Source organism: Methanocorpusculum sp. GPch4 (assembly GCF_012062385.1).
GTDB classification, from domain to species: domain Archaea; phylum Halobacteriota; class Methanomicrobia; order Methanomicrobiales; family Methanocorpusculaceae; genus Methanocorpusculum; species Methanocorpusculum parvum.
In genome coordinates this window covers 45,478-64,954 of record NZ_SIJA01000079.1, presented here as the reverse complement: position 1 = coordinate 64,954, position 19,477 = coordinate 45,478, and the positions used below count along the sequence as shown (strand labels likewise).

Annotated in this window: 22 protein-coding genes and 1 tRNA gene; 7 read left to right on the top strand and 16 right to left on the bottom strand. The window is 49.4% G+C overall.

Annotated elements, in window-relative coordinates; genetic code table 11:
* Positions 1 to 13 precede the first annotated feature (13 nt).
* Genes EYA77_RS08195 through EYA77_RS08185 form a run of 3 tightly spaced genes read left to right on the top strand, consistent with a single transcriptional unit; the run spans position 14 to position 2,625 of the window.
* Entirely contained in the window at positions 14 to 1,024 is a 1,011-nt protein-coding gene (locus EYA77_RS08195; protein ID WP_167816412.1) for a ComEC/Rec2 family competence protein, read from the top strand.
* On the top strand, positions 1,021 to 1,245 hold the full coding sequence (locus EYA77_RS08190; protein WP_052319874.1) for a DUF3006 domain-containing protein: 225 nt from the start codon (positions 1,021 to 1,023) through the stop codon (positions 1,243 to 1,245). The genes EYA77_RS08195 and EYA77_RS08190 overlap by 4 nt, the downstream gene beginning before the upstream one ends.
* A 27-nt stretch (positions 1,246 to 1,272) precedes the next feature.
* A complete protein-coding gene (locus EYA77_RS08185; protein WP_280841936.1) occupies positions 1,273 to 2,625 on the top strand; it encodes an aldehyde dehydrogenase family protein in 1,353 nt (450 codons plus the stop codon).
* On the opposite strand, the gene EYA77_RS09840 is transcribed toward EYA77_RS08185, so the two are convergent.
* From EYA77_RS09840 to EYA77_RS08155, 5 genes are all read right to left on the bottom strand, one after another.
* On the bottom strand, positions 2,622 to 3,182 hold the full coding sequence (locus EYA77_RS09840; RefSeq protein WP_209315039.1) for a DUF357 domain-containing protein: 561 nt from the start codon (positions 3,180 to 3,182) through the stop codon (positions 2,622 to 2,624). The genes EYA77_RS08185 and EYA77_RS09840 overlap by 4 nt on opposite strands.
* Positions 3,176 to 3,934, bottom strand: coding sequence for a diphthine synthase (dph5, locus tag EYA77_RS08170; RefSeq protein ID WP_167816410.1), 759 nt, complete (start codon positions 3,932 to 3,934; stop codon positions 3,176 to 3,178). Before dph5 ends, EYA77_RS09840 begins: the two co-directional genes overlap by 7 nt.
* A gap of 63 nt (positions 3,935 to 3,997) precedes the next feature.
* Complete coding sequence (gene feoB, locus EYA77_RS08165; RefSeq protein ID WP_095642392.1) at positions 3,998 to 5,872, bottom strand: ferrous iron transport protein B; 1,875 nt, start codon at positions 5,870 to 5,872, stop codon at positions 3,998 to 4,000.
* Entirely contained in the window at positions 5,869 to 6,567 is a 699-nt protein-coding gene (locus tag EYA77_RS08160) for a metal-dependent transcriptional regulator (protein ID WP_095642391.1), read from the bottom strand. The genes feoB and EYA77_RS08160 overlap by 4 nt, the downstream gene beginning before the upstream one ends.
* 37 nt (positions 6,568 to 6,604) lie before the next feature.
* Positions 6,605 to 7,288 (bottom strand): Dna2/Cas4 domain-containing protein, encoded by a 684-nt coding sequence (locus EYA77_RS08155; protein WP_042696372.1) that lies wholly within the window; start codon positions 7,286 to 7,288, stop codon positions 6,605 to 6,607.
* A gap of 45 nt (positions 7,289 to 7,333) precedes the next feature.
* Here EYA77_RS08155 and EYA77_RS08150 point away from each other — a divergent pair, with 45 nt between their 5' ends.
* Together EYA77_RS08150 and EYA77_RS08145 are read left to right on the top strand one after the other, a co-directional pair.
* Positions 7,334 to 7,627 carry a DUF3467 domain-containing protein gene (locus EYA77_RS08150; protein WP_042696373.1) on the top strand — a complete coding sequence of 98 codons (294 nt, stop codon included), beginning with the start codon at positions 7,334 to 7,336 and terminating at the stop codon, positions 7,625 to 7,627.
* Between the two features lie 51 nt (positions 7,628 to 7,678).
* Positions 7,679 to 7,750 (top strand) — tRNA-Thr (locus tag EYA77_RS08145).
* Between the two features lie 156 nt (positions 7,751 to 7,906).
* Here the strand turns inward: EYA77_RS08145 and EYA77_RS08140 are convergent.
* The 8 genes from EYA77_RS08140 to EYA77_RS08110 form a co-directional block, all read right to left on the bottom strand.
* Positions 7,907 to 8,935 carry a CPBP family intramembrane glutamic endopeptidase gene (locus EYA77_RS08140; RefSeq protein ID WP_167816409.1) on the bottom strand — a complete coding sequence of 343 codons (1,029 nt, stop codon included), beginning with the start codon at positions 8,933 to 8,935 and terminating at the stop codon, positions 7,907 to 7,909.
* 113 nt (positions 8,936 to 9,048) lie between these two features.
* Positions 9,049 to 9,924: a PhzF family phenazine biosynthesis protein gene (locus EYA77_RS08135; RefSeq protein WP_167816408.1), complete on the bottom strand. Its 876-nt coding sequence runs from the start codon at positions 9,922 to 9,924 to the stop codon at positions 9,049 to 9,051.
* Between the two features lie 249 nt (positions 9,925 to 10,173).
* On the bottom strand, positions 10,174 to 10,365 hold the full coding sequence (locus EYA77_RS09835) for a hypothetical protein (RefSeq protein WP_042696375.1): 192 nt from the start codon (positions 10,363 to 10,365) through the stop codon (positions 10,174 to 10,176).
* 321 nt (positions 10,366 to 10,686) lie between these two features.
* A complete protein-coding gene (locus tag EYA77_RS08130) occupies positions 10,687 to 10,971 on the bottom strand; it encodes a hypothetical protein (protein ID WP_095642389.1) in 285 nt (94 codons plus the stop codon).
* Between the two features lie 225 nt (positions 10,972 to 11,196).
* Complete coding sequence (locus EYA77_RS08125) at positions 11,197 to 11,697, bottom strand: 50S ribosomal protein L16 (RefSeq protein WP_042696377.1); 501 nt, start codon at positions 11,695 to 11,697, stop codon at positions 11,197 to 11,199.
* Positions 11,698 to 11,752: 55 nt separating this feature from the next.
* Positions 11,753 to 12,535 (bottom strand): ABC transporter ATP-binding protein, encoded by a 783-nt coding sequence (locus EYA77_RS08120; RefSeq protein ID WP_042696378.1) that lies wholly within the window; start codon positions 12,533 to 12,535, stop codon positions 11,753 to 11,755.
* Positions 12,532 to 13,293, bottom strand: coding sequence for an ABC transporter permease (locus tag EYA77_RS08115; RefSeq protein WP_042696379.1), 762 nt, complete (start codon positions 13,291 to 13,293; stop codon positions 12,532 to 12,534). Before EYA77_RS08115 ends, EYA77_RS08120 begins: the two co-directional genes overlap by 4 nt.
* A gap of 140 nt (positions 13,294 to 13,433) precedes the next feature.
* Positions 13,434 to 14,648, bottom strand: coding sequence for an ABC transporter substrate-binding protein (locus EYA77_RS08110; RefSeq protein WP_167816407.1), 1,215 nt, complete (start codon positions 14,646 to 14,648; stop codon positions 13,434 to 13,436).
* 206 nt (positions 14,649 to 14,854) lie between these two features.
* On the opposite strand from EYA77_RS08110, the gene EYA77_RS08105 reads away from it, so the two are divergent.
* A complete protein-coding gene (locus tag EYA77_RS08105; protein WP_167816406.1) occupies positions 14,855 to 15,769 on the top strand; it encodes a ketopantoate reductase family protein in 915 nt (304 codons plus the stop codon).
* Positions 15,760 to 16,389 carry a molybdenum cofactor guanylyltransferase gene (locus EYA77_RS08100; RefSeq protein ID WP_095642385.1) on the top strand — a complete coding sequence of 210 codons (630 nt, stop codon included), beginning with the start codon at positions 15,760 to 15,762 and terminating at the stop codon, positions 16,387 to 16,389. Before EYA77_RS08105 ends, EYA77_RS08100 begins: the two co-directional genes overlap by 10 nt.
* Positions 16,390 to 16,449: 60 nt before the next feature.
* On the opposite strand, the gene EYA77_RS08095 is transcribed toward EYA77_RS08100, so the two are convergent.
* The 3 genes from EYA77_RS08095 to EYA77_RS08085 all read right to left on the bottom strand — a co-directional run bounded on the left by EYA77_RS08095 (position 16,450) and on the right by EYA77_RS08085 (position 19,416).
* The gene (locus EYA77_RS08095; protein ID WP_042696383.1) at positions 16,450 to 16,923 is read right to left on the bottom strand and encodes a NusA-like transcription termination signal-binding factor; all 474 of its coding nucleotides are present in this window, start codon (positions 16,921 to 16,923) and stop codon (positions 16,450 to 16,452) included.
* Positions 16,924 to 16,925: 2 nt separating this feature from the next.
* A complete protein-coding gene (locus EYA77_RS08090; RefSeq protein ID WP_095642384.1) occupies positions 16,926 to 17,216 on the bottom strand; it encodes a 50S ribosomal protein L30e in 291 nt (96 codons plus the stop codon).
* A 220-nt stretch (positions 17,217 to 17,436) separates the two neighbouring features.
* Positions 17,437 to 19,416 (bottom strand): DEAD/DEAH box helicase, encoded by a 1,980-nt coding sequence (locus EYA77_RS08085; RefSeq protein WP_167816405.1) that lies wholly within the window; start codon positions 19,414 to 19,416, stop codon positions 17,437 to 17,439.
* Between the last annotated feature and the right edge of the window lie 61 nt (positions 19,417 to 19,477).

Sequence of the window (19,477 nt, the reverse complement as noted above, 5' to 3'; positions counted from 1 at the left end):
ATCATTACCTCATATGGCAAAGAGATCAGGCAGAAAACGGCGTTCATCAGCTTCGGCACAGAAAAAGATCATCAGCCTTATCGCAGGTCTGCTCGTTATCGCCGCTGTAGTCATCTTTGGAGGTGCGGAACTTGGCGGCTTCGGGGGTTCAACACCGCTTGCCCCGCTGATCACCGATGAGCACGCATTTTCCATGCATGTCATCGATATCGGGCAGGGGGATGCGATACTTCTTGCCAAAGACGGAACATATGCGCTGATAGATGCAGGAGAGACGATGTCCCCTTCGGCCCGGGAATCCCGCTCGGCAATATTTGCATATCTTGACTCACTCGGCGTCAAAAAACTGGAGTTCCTGCTGCTAACCCATCAGGACTATGATCACATCGGTTCAGCAAAGGATGTTCTCGCGGCCTACGACGTGGGAGTTGTCTATGACAACGGTGTGGAACATACATCCGCAACATATGAAAAACTCCTGCAGTACATCTCTGACGAAAATGTCAGTTACTCTCTTGTCAGAGAAGGAGATGTTATTCCATCACCATGGAACGGCGTGAAAATCGAGATCATCTCCCCGCCGCAGGATCTGATTATGACCGGATCATCGCCCGATATCAACGAAAACTCCATCGTTCTCAACGTAACCTACGGGAATGTCTCATTTATTCTCACGGGAGATGCCGGAAAGAAGGCCGAGGCTTACATTCTCTCCACCGGAACCTCGATTGATGCGGAAATTCTGAAAGCCGGACATCACGGTAGTTCGACCGCATCCACGGATGCATTCCTCAAAGCAGTCAGCCCGAACGTCATCGTCATGAGTCTTGGTGCAGACAATGAGTACGGTCATCCGCATATCGAAGCCCTGACACGGTTCGCACAATACACCGACCATATCTACCGGACCGATCTTGACGGGGATGTGGTTGTGACGACCGACGGATCAGTCTACTCCGTCGTCACTAGAAACGAACATATCGCAGGAAATATTCTCGTGTCGGGAGACGGGATCAGGGTATGAAGCTGCTCGTGACCGTGGATGAAATAGAAAACAACAAAGCCGCGCTCCTGCTTCGCGTTCCAAAAGGCGAGAGACCGCTTGGAGTGTTCCCTCTGGAAAACCTGCCGGCAGGCACAACCGTCGGCGATATCCTCTCACTCTCATTTGAAAAAGAAGATGAGGAAACGACTGCAGCCCGCAAGCGGATCCATACCCTTCACCAGACGTTGAAAAATCAATAGATCCCTTTTTATTTTTGTGAAGCACAAGTGGAACATATGTCCATCGAAGCTCACAGGTATTTTTTTGACGCCGGCAATACGCTCCCGATAAAGCGCAGACTCCTCGCTCTGCAAAAACTCCGTGCATCCATAGAGGACCATGAACCGGAGATCACGGCCGCCCTGTTTGCCGATCTTGGCAAATGTCCGTTCGAGGCATACGCATTTGAGATCGCGCCTGTCCTTCACGAGATCGATTACCTGATCAGGCACACGAAAAAACTCCTGAGAGATGAGAAGGTCCGCTCCCCCCTGCTGCTTTTTCCGGCAAAAACTGTTATTCGTCACGATCCGTTCGGGCTTGCTCTCCTTTTGTCTCCGTGGAATTATCCGTTCCATCTCTTCATGCTCCCGCTTGCAGGCATCATCGCCGGAGGAAACGTGGTTATCGGAAAAACATCCCGACGATCCCCGGAGACTGGGATAATCATCCGGACGATCCTTGCGGAAGTTTTTCCCGAAGAGTGGGTCAGTGTAGAGGATGAGGTCGATCTGGATGCCCAGTATGACTACATCTTCTTCACCGGAGGGAAAGATACCGGAAAAATGATCGCTGAAAAGGCGGCGATCCATCTCACGCCGGTGACCCTGGAACTTGGCGGGAAAAATGCATGCATCGTCGACGAGACAGCCGACATCTCCGTAGCCGCAAAACGGATCGCCTGGGGGAAGTTTGCAAATGCCGGACAGACCTGCATTGCCCCGGACTATCTGCTGGCACACAGCTCAGTGCGGGACGAACTCGTGAGAAAACTCAAAGAAGAGATCGTTACCCTCTACGGAAGTAATCCGGCAACAAATGGCGACTACGGAAAAATCGTGACAAAAGAGGCATATGACCGTCTGATTTCATTTGAAACACCGGACAATCTCATCTTCCGTGCAGGAGAACACGATCCGACAGGAAGAAAGATCGCGCCGACGATTTTGTCAGCCGGTATGTCCGACACGATAATGCAGAATGAGATCTTCGGTCCGATCCTCCCTATCCTCACCTGGGATAGGAAAGATGAACTTGAACAGCTGATCAAAAAAGATCCGCTGGCTCTGTACATTTTTTCTGCGAACAAACAGTTCTGCAAAACCCTCCTTGACCTTCATCCCTCCGGAGGAGTCTGCATCAATGATGTGATGATGCAGGTTGCAAACCAGAATTCACCCTTCGGCGGGGTCGGAACAAGCGGGATGGGAAAGTATCACGGAAAAGATTCGCTGGAAACATTCACGAGGAAACGTACGGTCGTGATCCGAAAAACAAGACCCGACATCGCCCTTCGGTATCCTCCTTACAAAGAGAAAACGCTGAAGCTCGTGAAAAAGTGGCGGAAAAGACTGTTTTAGATGGTGAAGAGATGCCGGTCTCCGGAAATCGAAAACAGACCGACACGAACCCCGCAGTCAAGCCAGCCGTATCCGTAGGAAAACAGCACCAGAGCATTGATAAGATCGTCTGGAAGATGAGCGGCCCCTCCGTCCAAATACGAGCGTGCCATCTCCTCGATCGAACATGCCGCCGCATACATCGCGGTCTTTTGGTCGGGCGCGGGAGTAACTCCGTCCAAGGCGCTCGTCAGCATTCTCTGATACCGGTAGGTTTTCTCGATCAGATGCTCTGCAAGAGATTCCGGGAGGCATTCATCGATCTTTGGAGGAGCCGACGGCGAGCCGGCGAAGTAGCCTAGATAACGACCGGCATCCAGCCACCCATACCCATAGGCAAACGAGGCGACGGCGTTGACCAGATCACCTTTTTTGTAAAACACCCTGCCGTCCGATGCATAACAGGAGACCATCTCGCAGATCTCGTCCGCGGTCTGTCCAAGAACCGTGTCGTTTGGCACGGTCTTCTCAGGATCAGAGTCCTTCGCAAAGATCTTCCCGTATGCATCGATCAGCATAGACCAGCGAACCTCTCGAGATACTCCCGCTCGATGTCGTGAAGTTTTGCCGGGACGATCAAAATATGCAGAGGGGAGCCGAACTCAAATGATCTCATCTCCCCGGCACTTCCTGCATGGACCGCCGGCTCGGACGAGCCCGCACGGGCGATGCCGACATACAGCGGGATCTTTGCATCCACGCGGCGGGCCTGTTCTTCCAGCAGATCGACCGCCTCGGAGATCTTCATGTAGCGTTCCTTGTCCTTCTGGATATCGAGAAACACCAGCGTGTGGAGATTTTCTTTCAGGTTTGCCGAGATGACCTCGATCGGGGTCATCGGAAACCATTTCCCGTACGGAAACGGGACGGAAACGGATTTGCCGAACCGATAGTTCTGCAGACCGGAAAGACCGCAGACCGCGGTCGTGATCGAGGCCCCGTGAATGATTTTTGTCTGAATGTTTCGATCTGCCGCCCGAATACGGAGATCCGAATGGGTCGTCGCTATCATCGAGTCCCCTGCGGTCAGAAAAACCGCGTTCCCGGACTCGGCGGCATCGAGGATCTTATCTGCATGGATCTCCACGTCCTCCCTATAAAGAGGCGTGATCTTTTTTCCGTAACAGGCTTCGAGCCGTTCGATCGAAGCGCCGGTAAGAACCGAGGTGTACACTTCCAGAAACACCGTGTCAGCGGATCTGATGGCATCCATTCCCCGGACCGATACATCAGATTCGTCAAAGAGGCCAAGCCCGATAAAAGTCAGCATTGTTACTCATCTGTTGGCTCTCGCTCATGTTATTTTTATTGAGAGAGGGAGGGGGTCCCCGGCTCATACAAGCATGAACACAAAATGCAGAAGCGCGCCAAGGGAAGTGCCGAGCAGAAGAGTGAACACCGTGATAAGAGCGGCCGCTTTTACCCCGATCTCCTTCATCAGAACGGCGATCGTTGAGATACAGGGAACGAAAAGAACACACACCAAGGCAAAGATATAGAGCTGACTGCTCGAAAGGATGGAAGCAAGATCGGTCGTTCCCCCTAAGACCGCGAGTGTCTCAAATGCCATCTCTTTTCGAAGGATCCCAAACATGAGAGCGGTGAACGCAAATCCAGGCAGCCCGAGGACCGCGGTGGAAATCGGATCTATGAATGACTCGAACATCGTGACAAGTCCGAGGTACTCAAAGATCCCCAGAAATACACTGCTGATCAGCAGAAGAGGCATCGCGATGTAGAGGAACTCGCTGACACGCATCCATGCTTTTTTCACCACATACTTCGGGATCGGACGGCGCAGCTGAGCCATCTCGAGGATCATCCCGTACTGTTCACCGGGAGTTATCCGGGAAAGCACGCAGCCGAGAACAAAGACCAGAATGAAGACGATCCCGTAGATGGAAAATGCGGCGCCGAACCCGACGAAGGAAGCAACGATCCCGGAGATGACGACGGTCCTCGCAGAGCAGGGAAGCATCGTCACGAGAACGGAGGCGATCACCCGTTCACGTCTGGTCGGGAGAAAACGCGTGCTCATGATCGCAGGGACACTGCATCCAAATGACAGCACGAGTGGAATCAGTCCCTGCCCGTGGAGACCTAATCTGTGCATACCCCGGTCCGCAAGGAAAGCAGCTCGGGTCAGATATCCGGTGTCCTCTAAAATCGAGATGAAGATATAGAACAAAAACACGTAAGGAAAGGCGATGCCGAGACCTGACATCAAAGCAAGGATCACGGCGCCCCCGACCGTATCCAGAAACGGATTCAGCTCCAGAGTGTGAAACGGATCAAGAAGGTAGGTCGTCATCAAACCGATGATGCCCTCCTCCAGAAATCCGCCCAGGAGAAAGACGATGCCGAGAATACCGACCATCGTGATGATCAGAATGGGAACGCCGGGAAACCCGCGCGTGAGAAGCGAGTCGAGGTCGCGGCGTTTCTTCTGCGGGGATATGGTCGTCACCTCTTCGGAGATCGCCTTTGCCGTGTTGTGCCGGTTTGCCCCGATGATCTGATCCGGCGACATCATATGCCGTTTTTGGATCTCGTCTGAGATGACCGAAGCGCTTTCCATCACCTCGGGGGAGAGAGTGCTCAGGGAAACATTTTCCAGAGCAAACATCGACTCGGCTTCCGAAAGATTATGAAACTTCTGCAGGTTCTTGGCCGCTGCTTCGATGTGATGATCATAGCGCGGAACGATCCCGGGCACAGGCAGTTCATCGCCGATGACATAGTCCGCGATCTTTTCCAGGTTTTTACCCTCTGTTGCGATCGTCTCGATCACCGGAACCCCGAACTTTTTCGAAAGCGCATCAGCATCGATGATCTTGCCTGCAGATCTTGCATCGTCCATCATATTGAGCACGATCACCAGAGGTTTTCTGATCTCGGAGGCCTGAAGAAGAAGATACAGATTCCGCTCGAGATGTTTGGCATCCAAAACCGCCACGATGAGATCCGCATCTCCGGTGACAAGATACTCTCTGACGAGTTTTTCCTCATCGGATCTTCCAGAGAGAGAATAGATCCCAGGAAGATCGGCAAGTGAAAACTCTGTTCCGTTGTGACGAACGAGTCCGGACATCAGGCCTACGGTCGTGCCCGGATAATTACTCACCTCGACACCCAGCCCTGTCAGGTGATTGAAGATAAGGGATTTCCCTACACTCGGATTACCGATCAGAACGGCCCGGCGCATCATGGGGTATTGCACCGCTCGACCATGATATTCTCGGCGACCTCGGGGCTTAATGCGATATCGCATCCTTTTACGGTTATGACGACCGCGTGATTGTCAAGTTTTCGTCTGAGTGTGATGAGCTCCCCGGGGATGACGCCGAGATCGATGAGCCTGCTGTGTTTTGCAAAGCACCGGATCATGGAGACATGCAGGAGAGAACCTTCCTCGCACTCGGAGAGAGACACGATGGGATTTCGTTTCGTGAGTCCGGCATGTCCTTCATGTTCCCTGGGACTCGTCTGTTCCGACGTGGATGCGCGTCTCCCCCATCCTCTTTCGCGGCCGGGTTTATGTCCCGGGCCGCGCTTTTCCAAAAATGTGTCAAGGCGGTCAATCGTTTCTGACGAGATGCTGTGCTCCATGAGGCATGCCTCTTTTGATGCATGATCAGGTTCGGTTCCAAGAACATCGGTAAGAAAACTGGTCAGGACAGCATGTTTGCGCGCCACCTGGGCAGCTTTGACTGAACCCTTATCAGTGAGTGAAAGGCCATGAGCAGATTCGGTGAGATACCCTTTGTCTTTGAGACAGGTTACCGCTTTGCTGAGTCCTTCGGTATCACCGTGTACCAGATCTTCCAGATTCGAAACCTTTACTGTCTCCTTTCCGGTATTGAGTATTGCTTCGAGAATATCTTCTGAGAGTTCAAAGGTCATTATTATCTTAGTATCTTTTATTCTCAGAATATCTATGTTATGCCTTTGACATCATTTTGGAAAAGAGAGATTTGGGTTTTTCAACGGCGGAACAGGTGTCCACGAATTTACACCAGGTACAATACGGGCCGCGGACGACTTTCGGTATCCCCCCATTCATCACCTTTTCTGCTGCCCTTAGTGCAAGAAAAAGAGCGCGGCGGTCTTTTGGCTCTACAACGACACTGCGGATCGTTCCCGAACCAAGATACTCAACGCGCCCGTAGAAGGGTTTTCCAAACATCTCTTCAAGACAGACGGCATAACAGATCACTCTGAGGCGATCGTGAAGATAGACACCGCGGGTCGGCGCCTCGCCGCTTTTTACAAGTGAGAAACTGTCATCAAAGAACCGGTCTACCTTCCCGTATATCCCGTATTTTTCAGAATAAACAGATACATCATACCGTTCGGCCTGACGCCAGGTCACCTTGCTGCAGGCGGCAACCATTTTTTCCAGGTACGAAAGCGCGGGCTGATCCTCGGGAACCATATTTTTCAACCCCTCTTCCCAGACATCCTCGGCAGAGAGGATATCTCCAAGATAATAGGACAGTTGCTTTGCAACCGTGTAGGCAATCGGCTCTTCGTAGGGAATAACGACGGATTTTGCCAGGTACAACTGCATGGGACAGGTGCCTGCTTTCACCACATCTGTTACAGAAATTTTTTCGTCCGGCATGATGACTCCATAAACATAAGTTCGTTTAACACACTATTAATAATTATGGCAGGCAACGAACTCAACATTCAGATCCCTCAGAACCTTGACCCGGTCTACAGCAATATGATCCAGATCGCATTCAAGGATGACGAGTTCACGATGATGTTTTTACATCAGCTCCCTATGGCAAATCAGGCAAAAGCAAAGGCAGTCGTCGCGATCAGCCCGACCCATGCGAAGAAACTTCTGACCGCGCTGCAGAAGAGTGTGAATGAGTACGAGACGAAGTTTGGACAGATAACAAACGGAGCGCATCCCGAAGGAACGGATACGCCGACCCTTCAGGGATATTCATAAATCAATAACCTATTTATTGTCTAACAGGCAATGTGTTTAAGCACACAGTGTGCCGTCGTGGCTTAGCGGTATAGCGGCTGATTCGTAATCAGCAGGCCGAGGGTTCAAGTCCCTCCGACGGCTCTCTTTTAAGGTCGTTAAATCGTGATTTAAGGCAGTATTCGTCGCTATGAGACGGAACAGCGGAAATATCTCAATTAACAGAGTGAGCTGACACTTCCACCACCTTTCGGTGTCGATAAAACTCTGTTGAACTCACATGGATCAGAGATGAGCTGTTCAGAGAGAGGATGGTTTTTCGATACTTTCACTGCCTGTTTCATCCTTCCATACCCGCGACCTGATGAGAACGGCAGCAAATATTCCCATAAGAAGAAGAATCGGCAGAAATGCTATGAGAATATTGCTGTTTGCGATCAACCCGCTCCCGGTACCGATGAAGGCATCCGTGAGGGCATGCAGCAGGACTGCAATCCAGATGCTCCGGGTCTTCAGCACGGCATAGCTGAATATAATACCGAGAATGATCGTCCATCCGATATACATGATATTTCCTGCAAGGGGGGTGTCGGGAAAATTCAACCCGACGAGCATAAGCGGCAGGTGCCACAAGCCCCATACGATCCCAACAATGACAACTCCCGGATAAACGCCAAAGAGGGCAAATACCCTGTCCTGAAGGTAAAATCTCCAGCCGTACTCTTCTCCGAAATATTTGGGCCATGTAATAACGAACGTCAATACGGACATGCCAATGAACACGAAGAATGAGCCAGGACTGTATTCCATCGTCGGAAGGCTCAGTCCAAGCATATGGATCATGAAATACGCAAGGATGAACAGCACCGAGAAGATTACCGGTATGATGAGGTAGTACCGGTAATTATGTCCAAAGGATAGTTTTGAGTCAGAGAGGCTTCTCCTCCCGGATGCTTTCAGGTTCTGCAGGAGAACCAGTAGGAATGCCGCAACAGAGATGATCGCGGTAAGAAGGGGAAGAGGTCCGATCGTTCCAAGAAGAGGCTGATATAATCCCTCCACCAGCGTGACAGCGGAAGCGAGCAGGAACATGGCAAGGAATTGTTTTGACTGCTTTGTCAAAGCCTTTGATTTGAATCCGACCATACACAGTATTGCACCAACAGCCGGAATGTACATCGGAATGAGCACCCACTTGCTGGATAATATCCCGGACCCCTCCTGCATAATCACAAAGATCTCAAGGAGATAGGTTGCGGCAAAGGTTATGGCAAGAAAAGCAAACAATTCTCTTGTCAGTTGTTTTTTTTCAGGTTTGGCTGCGATCATATTCTCAGGTAAATGATACGTTCTGCACGGCAGTATTTAATCCAGTCCCCGCCAATTTTTATCTAGGCCCTCATCTCAATTGATGGTCGGACATTCTTTTTTGGGGTTCTCTGTTAATAATAGTACACACCGTCGATGCGGATCGTGGCTTTACCGCCAAACAGCAGGAGATCATCCTGAAACTGAAGTTTGATACAATTAAATACTCTGTTGTTTCCCCCTTGTTCTATGGAACACAATGAACCATCCCATATATCGTGTTTTAACATGTAGTATCCAAACGCGCTATTTCCGGAACCGGTAGCAGGATCCTCCAAATATCCAAATTTCGGTGCAAAAACCCTTGTATGGGCAATATTATTTGTATCGACCGGGTCCAGAGAAAAGATCAGAATGATGTCGATATCGTTTTGCAGGCAGAACTCCTTGAGACCCGGTTCATCCGGATAGATGGAGACAAGTTTTTGGAAAGAGTTCAGCGGCACGATCAATGTCCGGAGTCCGGCGTCGATGACCTCAAGCGGAAATTCCCTGCTTATATCTTCATCGGACAAATGCAAAGGAGCAGAAATGTCCGCTGCCTGCAGAGACGAAGCGATATACGCAGGCTTGGGAGCAGAGATAAATACTGTGTCCTGATCTCTGATTCTGTTATAGACAGTTAATTGCCCCATCCTATTCGTATGGATCGGTATTTCGCTGCATTCAGAAAGGCTCGCCGTGTTTTTAACTAAGGAGTACATACATGCGATCGTCCCGTGTCCGCAGAAATTCACTTCACATTCAGATGAGTAGTAGGTTAGAAAAACACCGCCGTGCATCCGGCAGTAGACCACTTCGGAAACAAACCCTTTGTGCTGCCTGGCAATCTCCAACATTGCTTTTTCTGACAAAGATTGTTCTTCATCCAAAAAAATGCAGGCAGCCGGATTACCGGCTGATGTGTCTGATGTAAACGCATCCACTTTCTGATATCGGTATATTCCCATTTTTGCACGCATCCTTTTGCTCTGCAGAATTTTTTTCCTTACTACTGCTATGCAATAGTAAAATTGTACCAATTATATTAATATCACCATTGGCTTAAAAAAGCAGATCATACATTTTTAGGAGATAAAATTTCTTCAGGGATACATTTCGGTTCCTGAATATTTCCATTCCACAGGGAATCGAAACAATATCACCGCGTCAAGATCAAAAAAGTATGTCATCTCCTAAATACAACGGCAGATATATTCTCACTTTGCCGACTCTTTCAGCTGTTCGATGAGTTCATATTTTCGACGAATGGTTCTGGCAGACTGTCCCGGGGTTTTTGCGGGAGGCTTCTGGTGCTTTATTTGTTTTTGTAAGGTTGCGACAAACTCTGTCATTTTTTCTTTCCCGTTCTTCGCTTTGAAGAACGCTTGTTCACATACCAGATTCCGCATAACGGGATATCCGTTCGTGCGGATCGTTCAGATGATATTCCCGGAAATGTTCCGCGATGTTCTATAATAGTTCTCCAGCCTTAACTTACTTCGTGATGAAAAATGGTTCATAGACCCGGTATGCCGTCTCCCTCCATCAGACCCGGGATCATGCCCAAATTGTAATTTCAGGACATTCACACCCATTTCTGAATAATATCCCCGGATTAAAGCATAAAATGCCGAGATAATACACACAGATGAGTAACAGTAAGTGATATTTGGATGTATTCCGTATCAAGCGCGGGCCCCACCTGAAAAAAACTGTTGCTCATATAAAAATCAGGGATATCTATTGTCTTTTGGACGGATATGTTTCTCCACGCCGTTTGATATGTACACGTACCGGTACCCCTGCCACTCACCGTTTGGTTTTTTCACGTCGGTGAGCGTTTCCATCGCTTCAAGCCCGTCCTCATCATAGCATTCCAGCTCAAGGATATCTTCCACCTCACCGGTCTTTGTGTTGTACCGCTCCCAGATGACAATATTTTCCTCATCAGACTCATCATCCTCAATCTCAGGCGCATTGGAAGATGCCTTCGATTTTTTAAACAGATCAAACATAATCCTAACGTTTCCAGCAGGATGATATTAATACATTCCCATCGAGAGGAAAAAGGCGGAACAAACCAAAAGAGCCCGAACACCGCAAAATGAAATAAACCACGAATCTCTATCGGTGAGGAGTCAGTAGTTACGTGCAGAATCAGACGGTACCCTGCACAAGATCGCAACCAACATACAGTTTCAACAAAAAAGTATCATAAATTGAGAGCTTAGGCAAAAGCCTTAGTTCTCAACGATTACCCGGACCGGAGTCGGGAGTTTGTATCCGCTGTGGAGCAGGGCATCCTTTGCCTGGTCGATATACTGCGGGGTTGTCCAGACGGTGAAAATACGCTGTCTTTCTTCAACACGTGCTGCAGTTCCGACTGGTTTGCCGAATGCAAGTCTCATACCTTCAGAAATACGGTCTGCACCGGCTCCGGTTGCCTGTTTGTGTTCACGGAGAACGTGGTGAGGGTATGGTCTGATCTTTAAGTGGAAATTGTTTTTTCCGACATCTTTCATCAGACGTCTGTTCATGTTGATACGTGCAGCTTCCATTGCCGTGTGACGGATCTGGCATGCTTCAAGCGCTTCAAGATGAATTGCGACCGGGAACTCTTCAGAGAGGTTTCCCATATCAAACGTTACAACTTTTAAGCCCGGTACACCGCCCATATATTCACGGCGGCAATATGCCTTCTTGGCGAGCTTATTATACATTCGTGCTGGCTTTCTTACCATTTTTAATTACTCCTAGCTCTCTTAAATGTGCAAATTAGGTTGGTTGGAAACCATATTAAAGGTTCTCATTCTCCCCCTCTAATTTCTCGATCTCGGCGAGAACATCTTTCCTGAGTTTCGCAAACTCCACACTGGTACGATCACGCGGCCTGGGCAGAGTATTTGGATATATTTCATATATTCTTCCCGGACGGGGAGTCAGAATGACAATTTTGTCAGAAAGATAAACCGCTTCATCAACACTGTGTGTAACGAAAAGGATCGTCTTTTTCGTTTCCTCCCAGATCTGGAGAAGCTCGCGCTGCATTTTATTCCGGGTCTGCGCATCGAGCGCGCCGAATGGTTCATCCATCAGCATGACGGCCGGATCCGAGGCTAGAGCCCGGGCAACGGCAGCCCTCTGACGCATGCCCCCTGACAGCTCGTAGGGATAACTGTCGGCAAATCCGGTCAGACCTACCAGAGCGAGACGCTTATTCACCTCGATGATCCGCTCTTCTTTGGAAACGCCCATCATCTCCAGACCAAAACCCACATTTTCCGCAACGGTACGCCACGGATAAAGCGAGTATTCCTGGAAGACCATCGTCATTTTCGGCGAAGGCCCGTCCACGATTTTTCCATCGATGGAGACTTTCCCACTGGTCGGAACATCAAGTCCCCCGATCATCCGAAGCAGCGTGGTTTTTCCGCAGCCGGAAGGACCGAGCAGACAGACGAACTGACCGTCGTGGACCTCAAGATTGACATGCTCCAAAGCGGTGACATCACCTTTCCGGGAAGAGAACGTCTTTGTGGCGTCCTCCACCTTCACCCATACTTTATCCCAGTCAGTCATTTGTCAAGCACCTCCCAGGCGAACTTTTTCCGCAGAACATACTGGAAGAACTGGTCCATAACAATACCTATGATACCAATAGCGATCATACCGGCGATAACCATCTGGACCTGGCCCCAGTTGTACGTATACATGATGAGATAGCCAAGACCGGAAACGGTACCCGGCATCATTTCTGCTGCGACAACACTCATCCAGGCGATCCCAAATCCCACACGGAGCCCATTCCATATGGCGGGACCTGCCGCGGGGACGAGTACTTTCGTGATGATCTGGCGTTCATTTGCCTGATAGATCCTGGCTGTTTCGACCCAGCTCTTCTTGACCCTCTTTACACCGTCGATCGTGTTTACAAGGATCGGGAAGATACACCCTATCACGATAATGAACACGATAGGAGTAAGCCCCAGACCGAACCAGGCGAGAGAAAGAGGCACCCACGCCATAGGAGGGATCGGGCGCAGGATCTGGATCAAACTGTCGGAAAACTGTTCAAGAACCGGATACCGGCCGAGAATGATACCCAGCGGGACTGCGATCAGACAGGCGATGATAAAACCAAGCGTTACCCGGTAAATACTGACCCAGCTGTTTTCCATCAGACTTCCGCATCCGTAGAGGTCGGCAAACGGCGTCAGAAAAACAGCAAGGACGTTTTCCACCCGGGGGAGGATGTATGCATTGTTCATCAGAATTGCCGCAACCTCCCACATGACAAGAACAAGTGCCGGAAGTATCAGCTTAATGTACCATTTCATGATCTTTGTTATTCACCATCCTCTTTTATGTATGTACATGTTACAGGATATCAAATGTGTTACTTGTTTTACCCCGGTACTCCGGCGTGAATAACCAAAGAAACATGCCGAAAAAAGAGAACAAAAAATTGTGAGTGAGGTTACGCGGATTTAACCACGTAGCCTATGCCGGCATATTCAAGAGCGGACTTCAGCTGAACGTCCTGGATAGACCCGAGCTGAGGGTCACCAAGAACCACATTTTTCCCTTCGGCGCTGCGTGCTTTGATCCAGGCAACAAACCCGTCCCAGTCGTTTGCCGGGGAAGAGGTCGAGACCACAAGTCCTGAGCCTTCAAGCATAAGGGGCGAGAGGATCTTGAGACCCATATCACCGGTACTCTTATCGACTGCACTGATAAACGGCGGGGTGCCGGCGAGTGCATACTGAATTGCATTCTGCTGGAGAAGCGTCATCAGCTGAGGTCCGCCGGTTCCTTCGATGAGTTTGACATTGGCAACCTTCTGACCGTTGATGTAGAGTTCTGCGTCCGTGATCTTTCCGGTTTTCTCCGTGACGGGTTTCAGATAACAGTTGTAGGCACTCTTGAAGTACTCCCAGTCCTTCAAAAGAACAAACAAAGGCGCATCGTGATCGCTTGGCAGATACCCGATCGATATGGTCGAGGTCGCAGCAGGAGTGACGAAGGTTTTGCTTTCGATCTGTTTAACTGCTGAGTCATACGGACCAAAGTCGTAAAGGAGAGCTGCAGATTCGTCCGTTGTGGTCGAAGCGAGCTTGGCGGTAACGATACCCAGATCGCGCTGTGACTGGATGAACGCCTCATTGCTGTTCAGCCACGAGTCAGTGATTTCGCTGGAGAACTTGATCGTCGGAATCGAGGTCTTCATTACATCAGTTGAACTGACGATCACATTTCCGTAAGTCATGTTCTGACTGGAGAAAAGCCAGTCTGCAGTCAAAGCTGCGGCATTGTCCGGATAGTCGTTGATATATTTGTTTCCAAGGATCATCAGAGCCGAAAGGCTTGCTGCAGCATCCGGATTTTCCAATGCCTTGGAATTGGCGCCGAACACACAGCAGGTATGATCGGTCCAGGTCCCTTTAGGTGGTAAATCCTGACTGTAGGATACCACTTTTCCAATTTCACCCTCTAAGGCAACGGCAATGAAAGGCTGCCAGTTGATGTAACCGTCGATCTGGCCGGTAGCGAGAAGTCCGGGCATGGTTCCTGCTCCGGTATAGAGGATCTCAACGGTGGCATTCTCGTTGCCGGTCTCGGTGCATCCTGCGGTAAAAACTACCATGACACACATAACGAGAGCCATGAAAATAAGAATCAGCTTTTTCTGCATACAAGTATGTTAGTGTATCTCCATTATTAATTAATCGTATTGTAAAATATAATATTTATAAATATTATATACATTAAATATGTTTTAAGAATTTTTGGTATAATTTATTGAAATAATTTGGATGTTCTGTATCCGGAAACAAAGCAAAAAACTCCTTAGAAAAACCTTTCTTTTAATGTGGTTTAGAGACAATAGAGTAAGAACAAATGAAGATATTAATACTTGGCGCCGGGGCCGTAGGTCTGTCAGTCGCCGCAAAATTATCAAAATATGCCGAGATTTTTGCGGTATGCCGTGATAGATGCAGCACATCTATAGAAAACGAGGGTTTTTTTCTGACAGGGATCTGGGGAGAGGAAAACGTCCGGTTTCCCTGCGGAAGTGTTCCGCCGAAAGAAACCTGGGATTATATTATCATATCCACCAAAGCTGCCGCCACAAGGGAGATATGTGAGCAGTACAATCACCTATTCGGCGAAGCAGAGGTCGTAAGCCTTCAGAACGGAATTGGAAACGAGGAGATCATCGCCGAATACACCGACCATGTGCTTGGCGCAATGATCATAACCGGATTTGAGTGGAAAGCTGACAACGCAGTGTTTGTATCAGTCGACGGAGGAGAGACAGTATTTGGAAGGTTCCCGGGCGGAACTGACATAAAAGCCGACATTCTTGCAGATATTTTCAAGAAATCAGGTATGCGGGCAAGTTCGACCGATAACATCAGAGGAGTTATCTGGTCAAAAGCATTATACAGCTGTTCACTCAACCCTCTCGGGGCCATCATGGAATGTCCCTACGGTGAACTGCTCAAAGAACCTGCCTGGAACATCATCACCAGCATTGTTCAGGAGGCATTCGAGGTTTCATGCGCAGAAAATGTCGTTCTTGTACAGAAAACAGCCGGCGAATATCTGGAATTCCTCAGAACAAAAAAAATACCACCCACTGCAGCACATTTCTGCTCCATGTATCAGGATGTCATAGCCGGCCGAAAAACCGAGGTCGATCATATCAACGGGGCAATCGTGATGCTTGGAAGAAAACACAAAATCTCCACACCGGTAAATGAAACGATCGTAAATCTGACACATTTCAAAGAGGAGCTTTCATGCAGATAAAAAGATCAGCAATGATCCTGGCCGGAGGCGAGGCACGGCGGGTAAACGGACGCGAAAAATATTTGTTCTCGTACAGGGGCTGTTCATTTATCTCGCGACTTGTCATGACATTTGAGGGACTTGTCGATGAGATCGTCATCGTCGCAAAAAATAAAAAACAGACTGAGCATTTCTCCGGACTTTCGGAGCTCGTACGATGTACATGGGACACAAAACCCGGACTCGGACCGATCGGCGGGATCTCAGCAGGTCTGAATGAGATCAAGGGAGACCTGGTGTTCATCTCAGCGTGCGACATGCCCACGATTCACAAACCCATCGTACACTATCTTTTTGAGAATATTGAAGAGTATGATGCGATCATCCCAGAGTGGGAGAACACCGATCTCGAACCTCTGCATGCCGTTTACCGGGTATCAGCTCTCAGAGAATACGTCATAAACCATGAATCTCTTTCACTTCGTGACATGGTGAATACACTGAACACAAAACGGATACCGCCGGAGATGTTTCGAACAGTGGATCCCGATCTTGAAAGTTTCAGAAACGTGAATACACTTGAGGAGCTTCTGGCAATGGGTCCCGAAGCTGCATATCAGGAAAAACATCCGGAAAAGTAACACAGTTCCGATTTTTATAAATCAGACTTCGAAAGATATTATCTCAAAAAAGAGGTGAGGTTATAACTCATCCTCATCAGACTCTTCTTCCTCTTCCTGTTTGAGCTCGACATTGGCGATATCAAACTGGCGGAACGCGAGTTTCTTTGCTTTTATGATGTTTCTGCCTTCTTTTCCGATTGCAAGACCGCGGTCGGCGTCTGCAACTTCGATGTAGGCGACTTCGGTATTTTCCTCTTCATCCTCTTCGAAGGTGACGGTCTGTACCTGGACGGGGAGGAAACAGTTTCTGATAAACTGAACCTTGTCCGGATTGTATTCGACGACCTCGACCTTCTTACCGAAAGCGTCAGATGCCTTCTTGATGCTGGCACCTTTCTTTCCGATTGCAAGTCCCATCTCTCCGGGATTGATGACAAAGAGGATCCGGCCGAATTTATCATCGACAACACAGTCTCTTGCGCCCGCACCGGTGAGATTTTCGAACTGGGCAATCATACGCATGGCGTCTTCGGAAATGGTAATCTCACTCATATTTATTCACTCTTAAGGGAGAGGATGTCGGATTCGCCTGCATTGACGATCGCAAGCACGCTGATCATGTGGTCTCTACCGCATTCTTTGCCGAGCTGACGTGAGCTGCCGTCAAATTCATAGAGAGGAACGTTTTCATTTGCAGCAAGAAATGCACGGACTTTATCCGGGGCATTCTTGGCGATGATGACGAGTTCTGCTTTGTTTTCAGCAACGATTTTCTCAACAGAGTTCTGGCCGAGGGTTACCTCGCCGGTTTTCATTGCTCTTCTTAAAGATAAGTTGAAATCCATGTTTGTTCACCTTTTTGAGGTTCACTGCACTCCGGACAAGACTCAGGGGAGGTGAGTCCCCGCAATATTCTTGTCCATCCCGCAGACCGCCGGTTTCATAGATGAGACCGGGAAGTTTCTTCAGGAGTACCCTTGAAAACTCTTTACTTATAGGTGCTTGGAAATAATGAAGGTATCCTCGAGCGGACGAATAGAATATGAATATTAAAAAAAGGGAAGGTCAGTCTCTTCCGTAGAAACCGTGACCGGAATCCCGTCTGGGGGCACCCGATCCGCTGCTTCCGCGGCTGAAACTTCTTCTGTCACCGCTGCCTGAACTGCCGTAACTGCGGCGTTCGCCGCTTCCGGAGCTCCGGTCACCGCTGCGGTAATTACTTCCGCCGCGATTTCCATAAGAGGACCCACTGCGGTTGTTGGAGTAACTGCGGCGATCTCCGCCTGAGTTGGATGAACCGCCGCTTCTGTATCCGCCAGAGGAACCTCCGCGCCGATCTCCGCCTTTATCCCGGTCACGTTCATGTTCTTCCTCTTCAGCAGTACGTGGTGCTGCAATCGAGATCTCAAGTTCCTGACCGCGAATGGTCTTGGAACCCATGACTTCGGCAACGAGGTTCGCATGCTCCAGAGGGACGTCAACATACGAGTAGTTGTTGTACAGATCGATCCTTCCAATAGAAGATCCGGGAATGTCGCACTCGCCTGCAAAGGCGCCTACGATATCCTTCGGGCGTATCTGCTGGTTTTTACCAAGAGATATCCTGAATCTTACCATTCCCGGTTCAGCACCGCTGTTCTCAACAGTACCCGGAGTAACGTTCTCCGAGATCGAGGGGGATGATTGAAGAGGTTTGATCTCCTCACTCTGACCCGCATTCTTGCCCGAATCAAGGTGCATCTTCAAAAGAGCTGCGGCGACCTGGATACTGGTCACTTCTGCTGCAGATTCTGAATCGGCCTCGGTTTCGGTTTCAAGAAGCTGTTCGACAAGAGGCAGATACAACTCGAGATTTCCAGCAGACATGATATCGCGGACTTTGTCCAGGAATATCTGCTGTTTCATCTCGGCGACATCGTCTAAGGTCGGCAGAGGGGTCTTGGCGATCTGGATCTTTGCATATCTCTGGATATCCCTGAGTTTGTATATCTCGCGCGGAGCAACAAACGTTACGGATTTTCCAGTCCTGCCCGCACGGGCAGTTCTGCCGATACGGTGGACATAATACTCGACATCCTGCGGAACATCGTAGTTGAATACAATGTCCACATCATCGACATCGATACCCCGTGCTGCAACATCCGTTGCAATCAGAACATCGATGGTTCCGGCCCGGAAGCGTGCCATAACGCGATCGCGCTGCTGCTGCTTCATATCTCCGTGGAGAGCTTCCACAAAGTATCCGCGCGCCTGCATACGGCTCATGAGATCATCAACCGTTCTCTTCGTATTGCAGAACACGAGCGCAAGTTCGGGGTTGTTCATATCAAGAGTGCGGCAAAGCGCTTCAAGCTTGTCGCGCTCTCTGACTTCAATATAAGTCTGTTCGATCTGAGGGACCGTAAGTTCCTTGCGGGTGATCTTCACGAACTGAGGATCATGCTGGAACCTTCTGGTAATGTCCAGAATCGGCTGCGGCATAGTAGCCGAAAACAGAATCGTCTGCCGGTTCTTCGGAGTATCACGGAAGATATCCTCGATATCATCACGGAATCCCATATCGAGCATCTGATCAGCTTCGTCCAGAATGAACATGCTGATCGAGTCAAGGTGAAGGGTCCCGCGTTTGATGTGATCAATCACACGACCCGGAGTACCGATGACGACCTGCACACTGCCTTTGAGGGCACGAAGCTGGCGCTCGATCGGCTGTCCGCCGTAAATCGGGACTACATTGAGTCCTTTTTTGTATTTCATCAGCCGGGAGAACTCCTCGGCTGTCTGTATTGCAAGTTCCCTTGTCGGCGACAGAACTAATGCCTGTACATTTTTGTTATCTGGATCAAGCCTTTCAATAATTGGAATCCCAAACGCTGCCGTTTTTCCCGTTCCCGTCTGTGCCTGCCCCGTTACATCTTTCCCATCAAGAATCTGTGGTATTGCCATTGCCTGAATTGGTGTAGGCTCCTCAAATCCCATGTCGCCTATCGCCTGAAGTAGTTCTTCAGAGATAGCGAACTCCGCGAATGTTTTTGTTTCCTCCATTCTTCGTACATATGCGTGTTATGAGGTTATAGAATGGTAGGTGGGAATTTTATTTGACCAA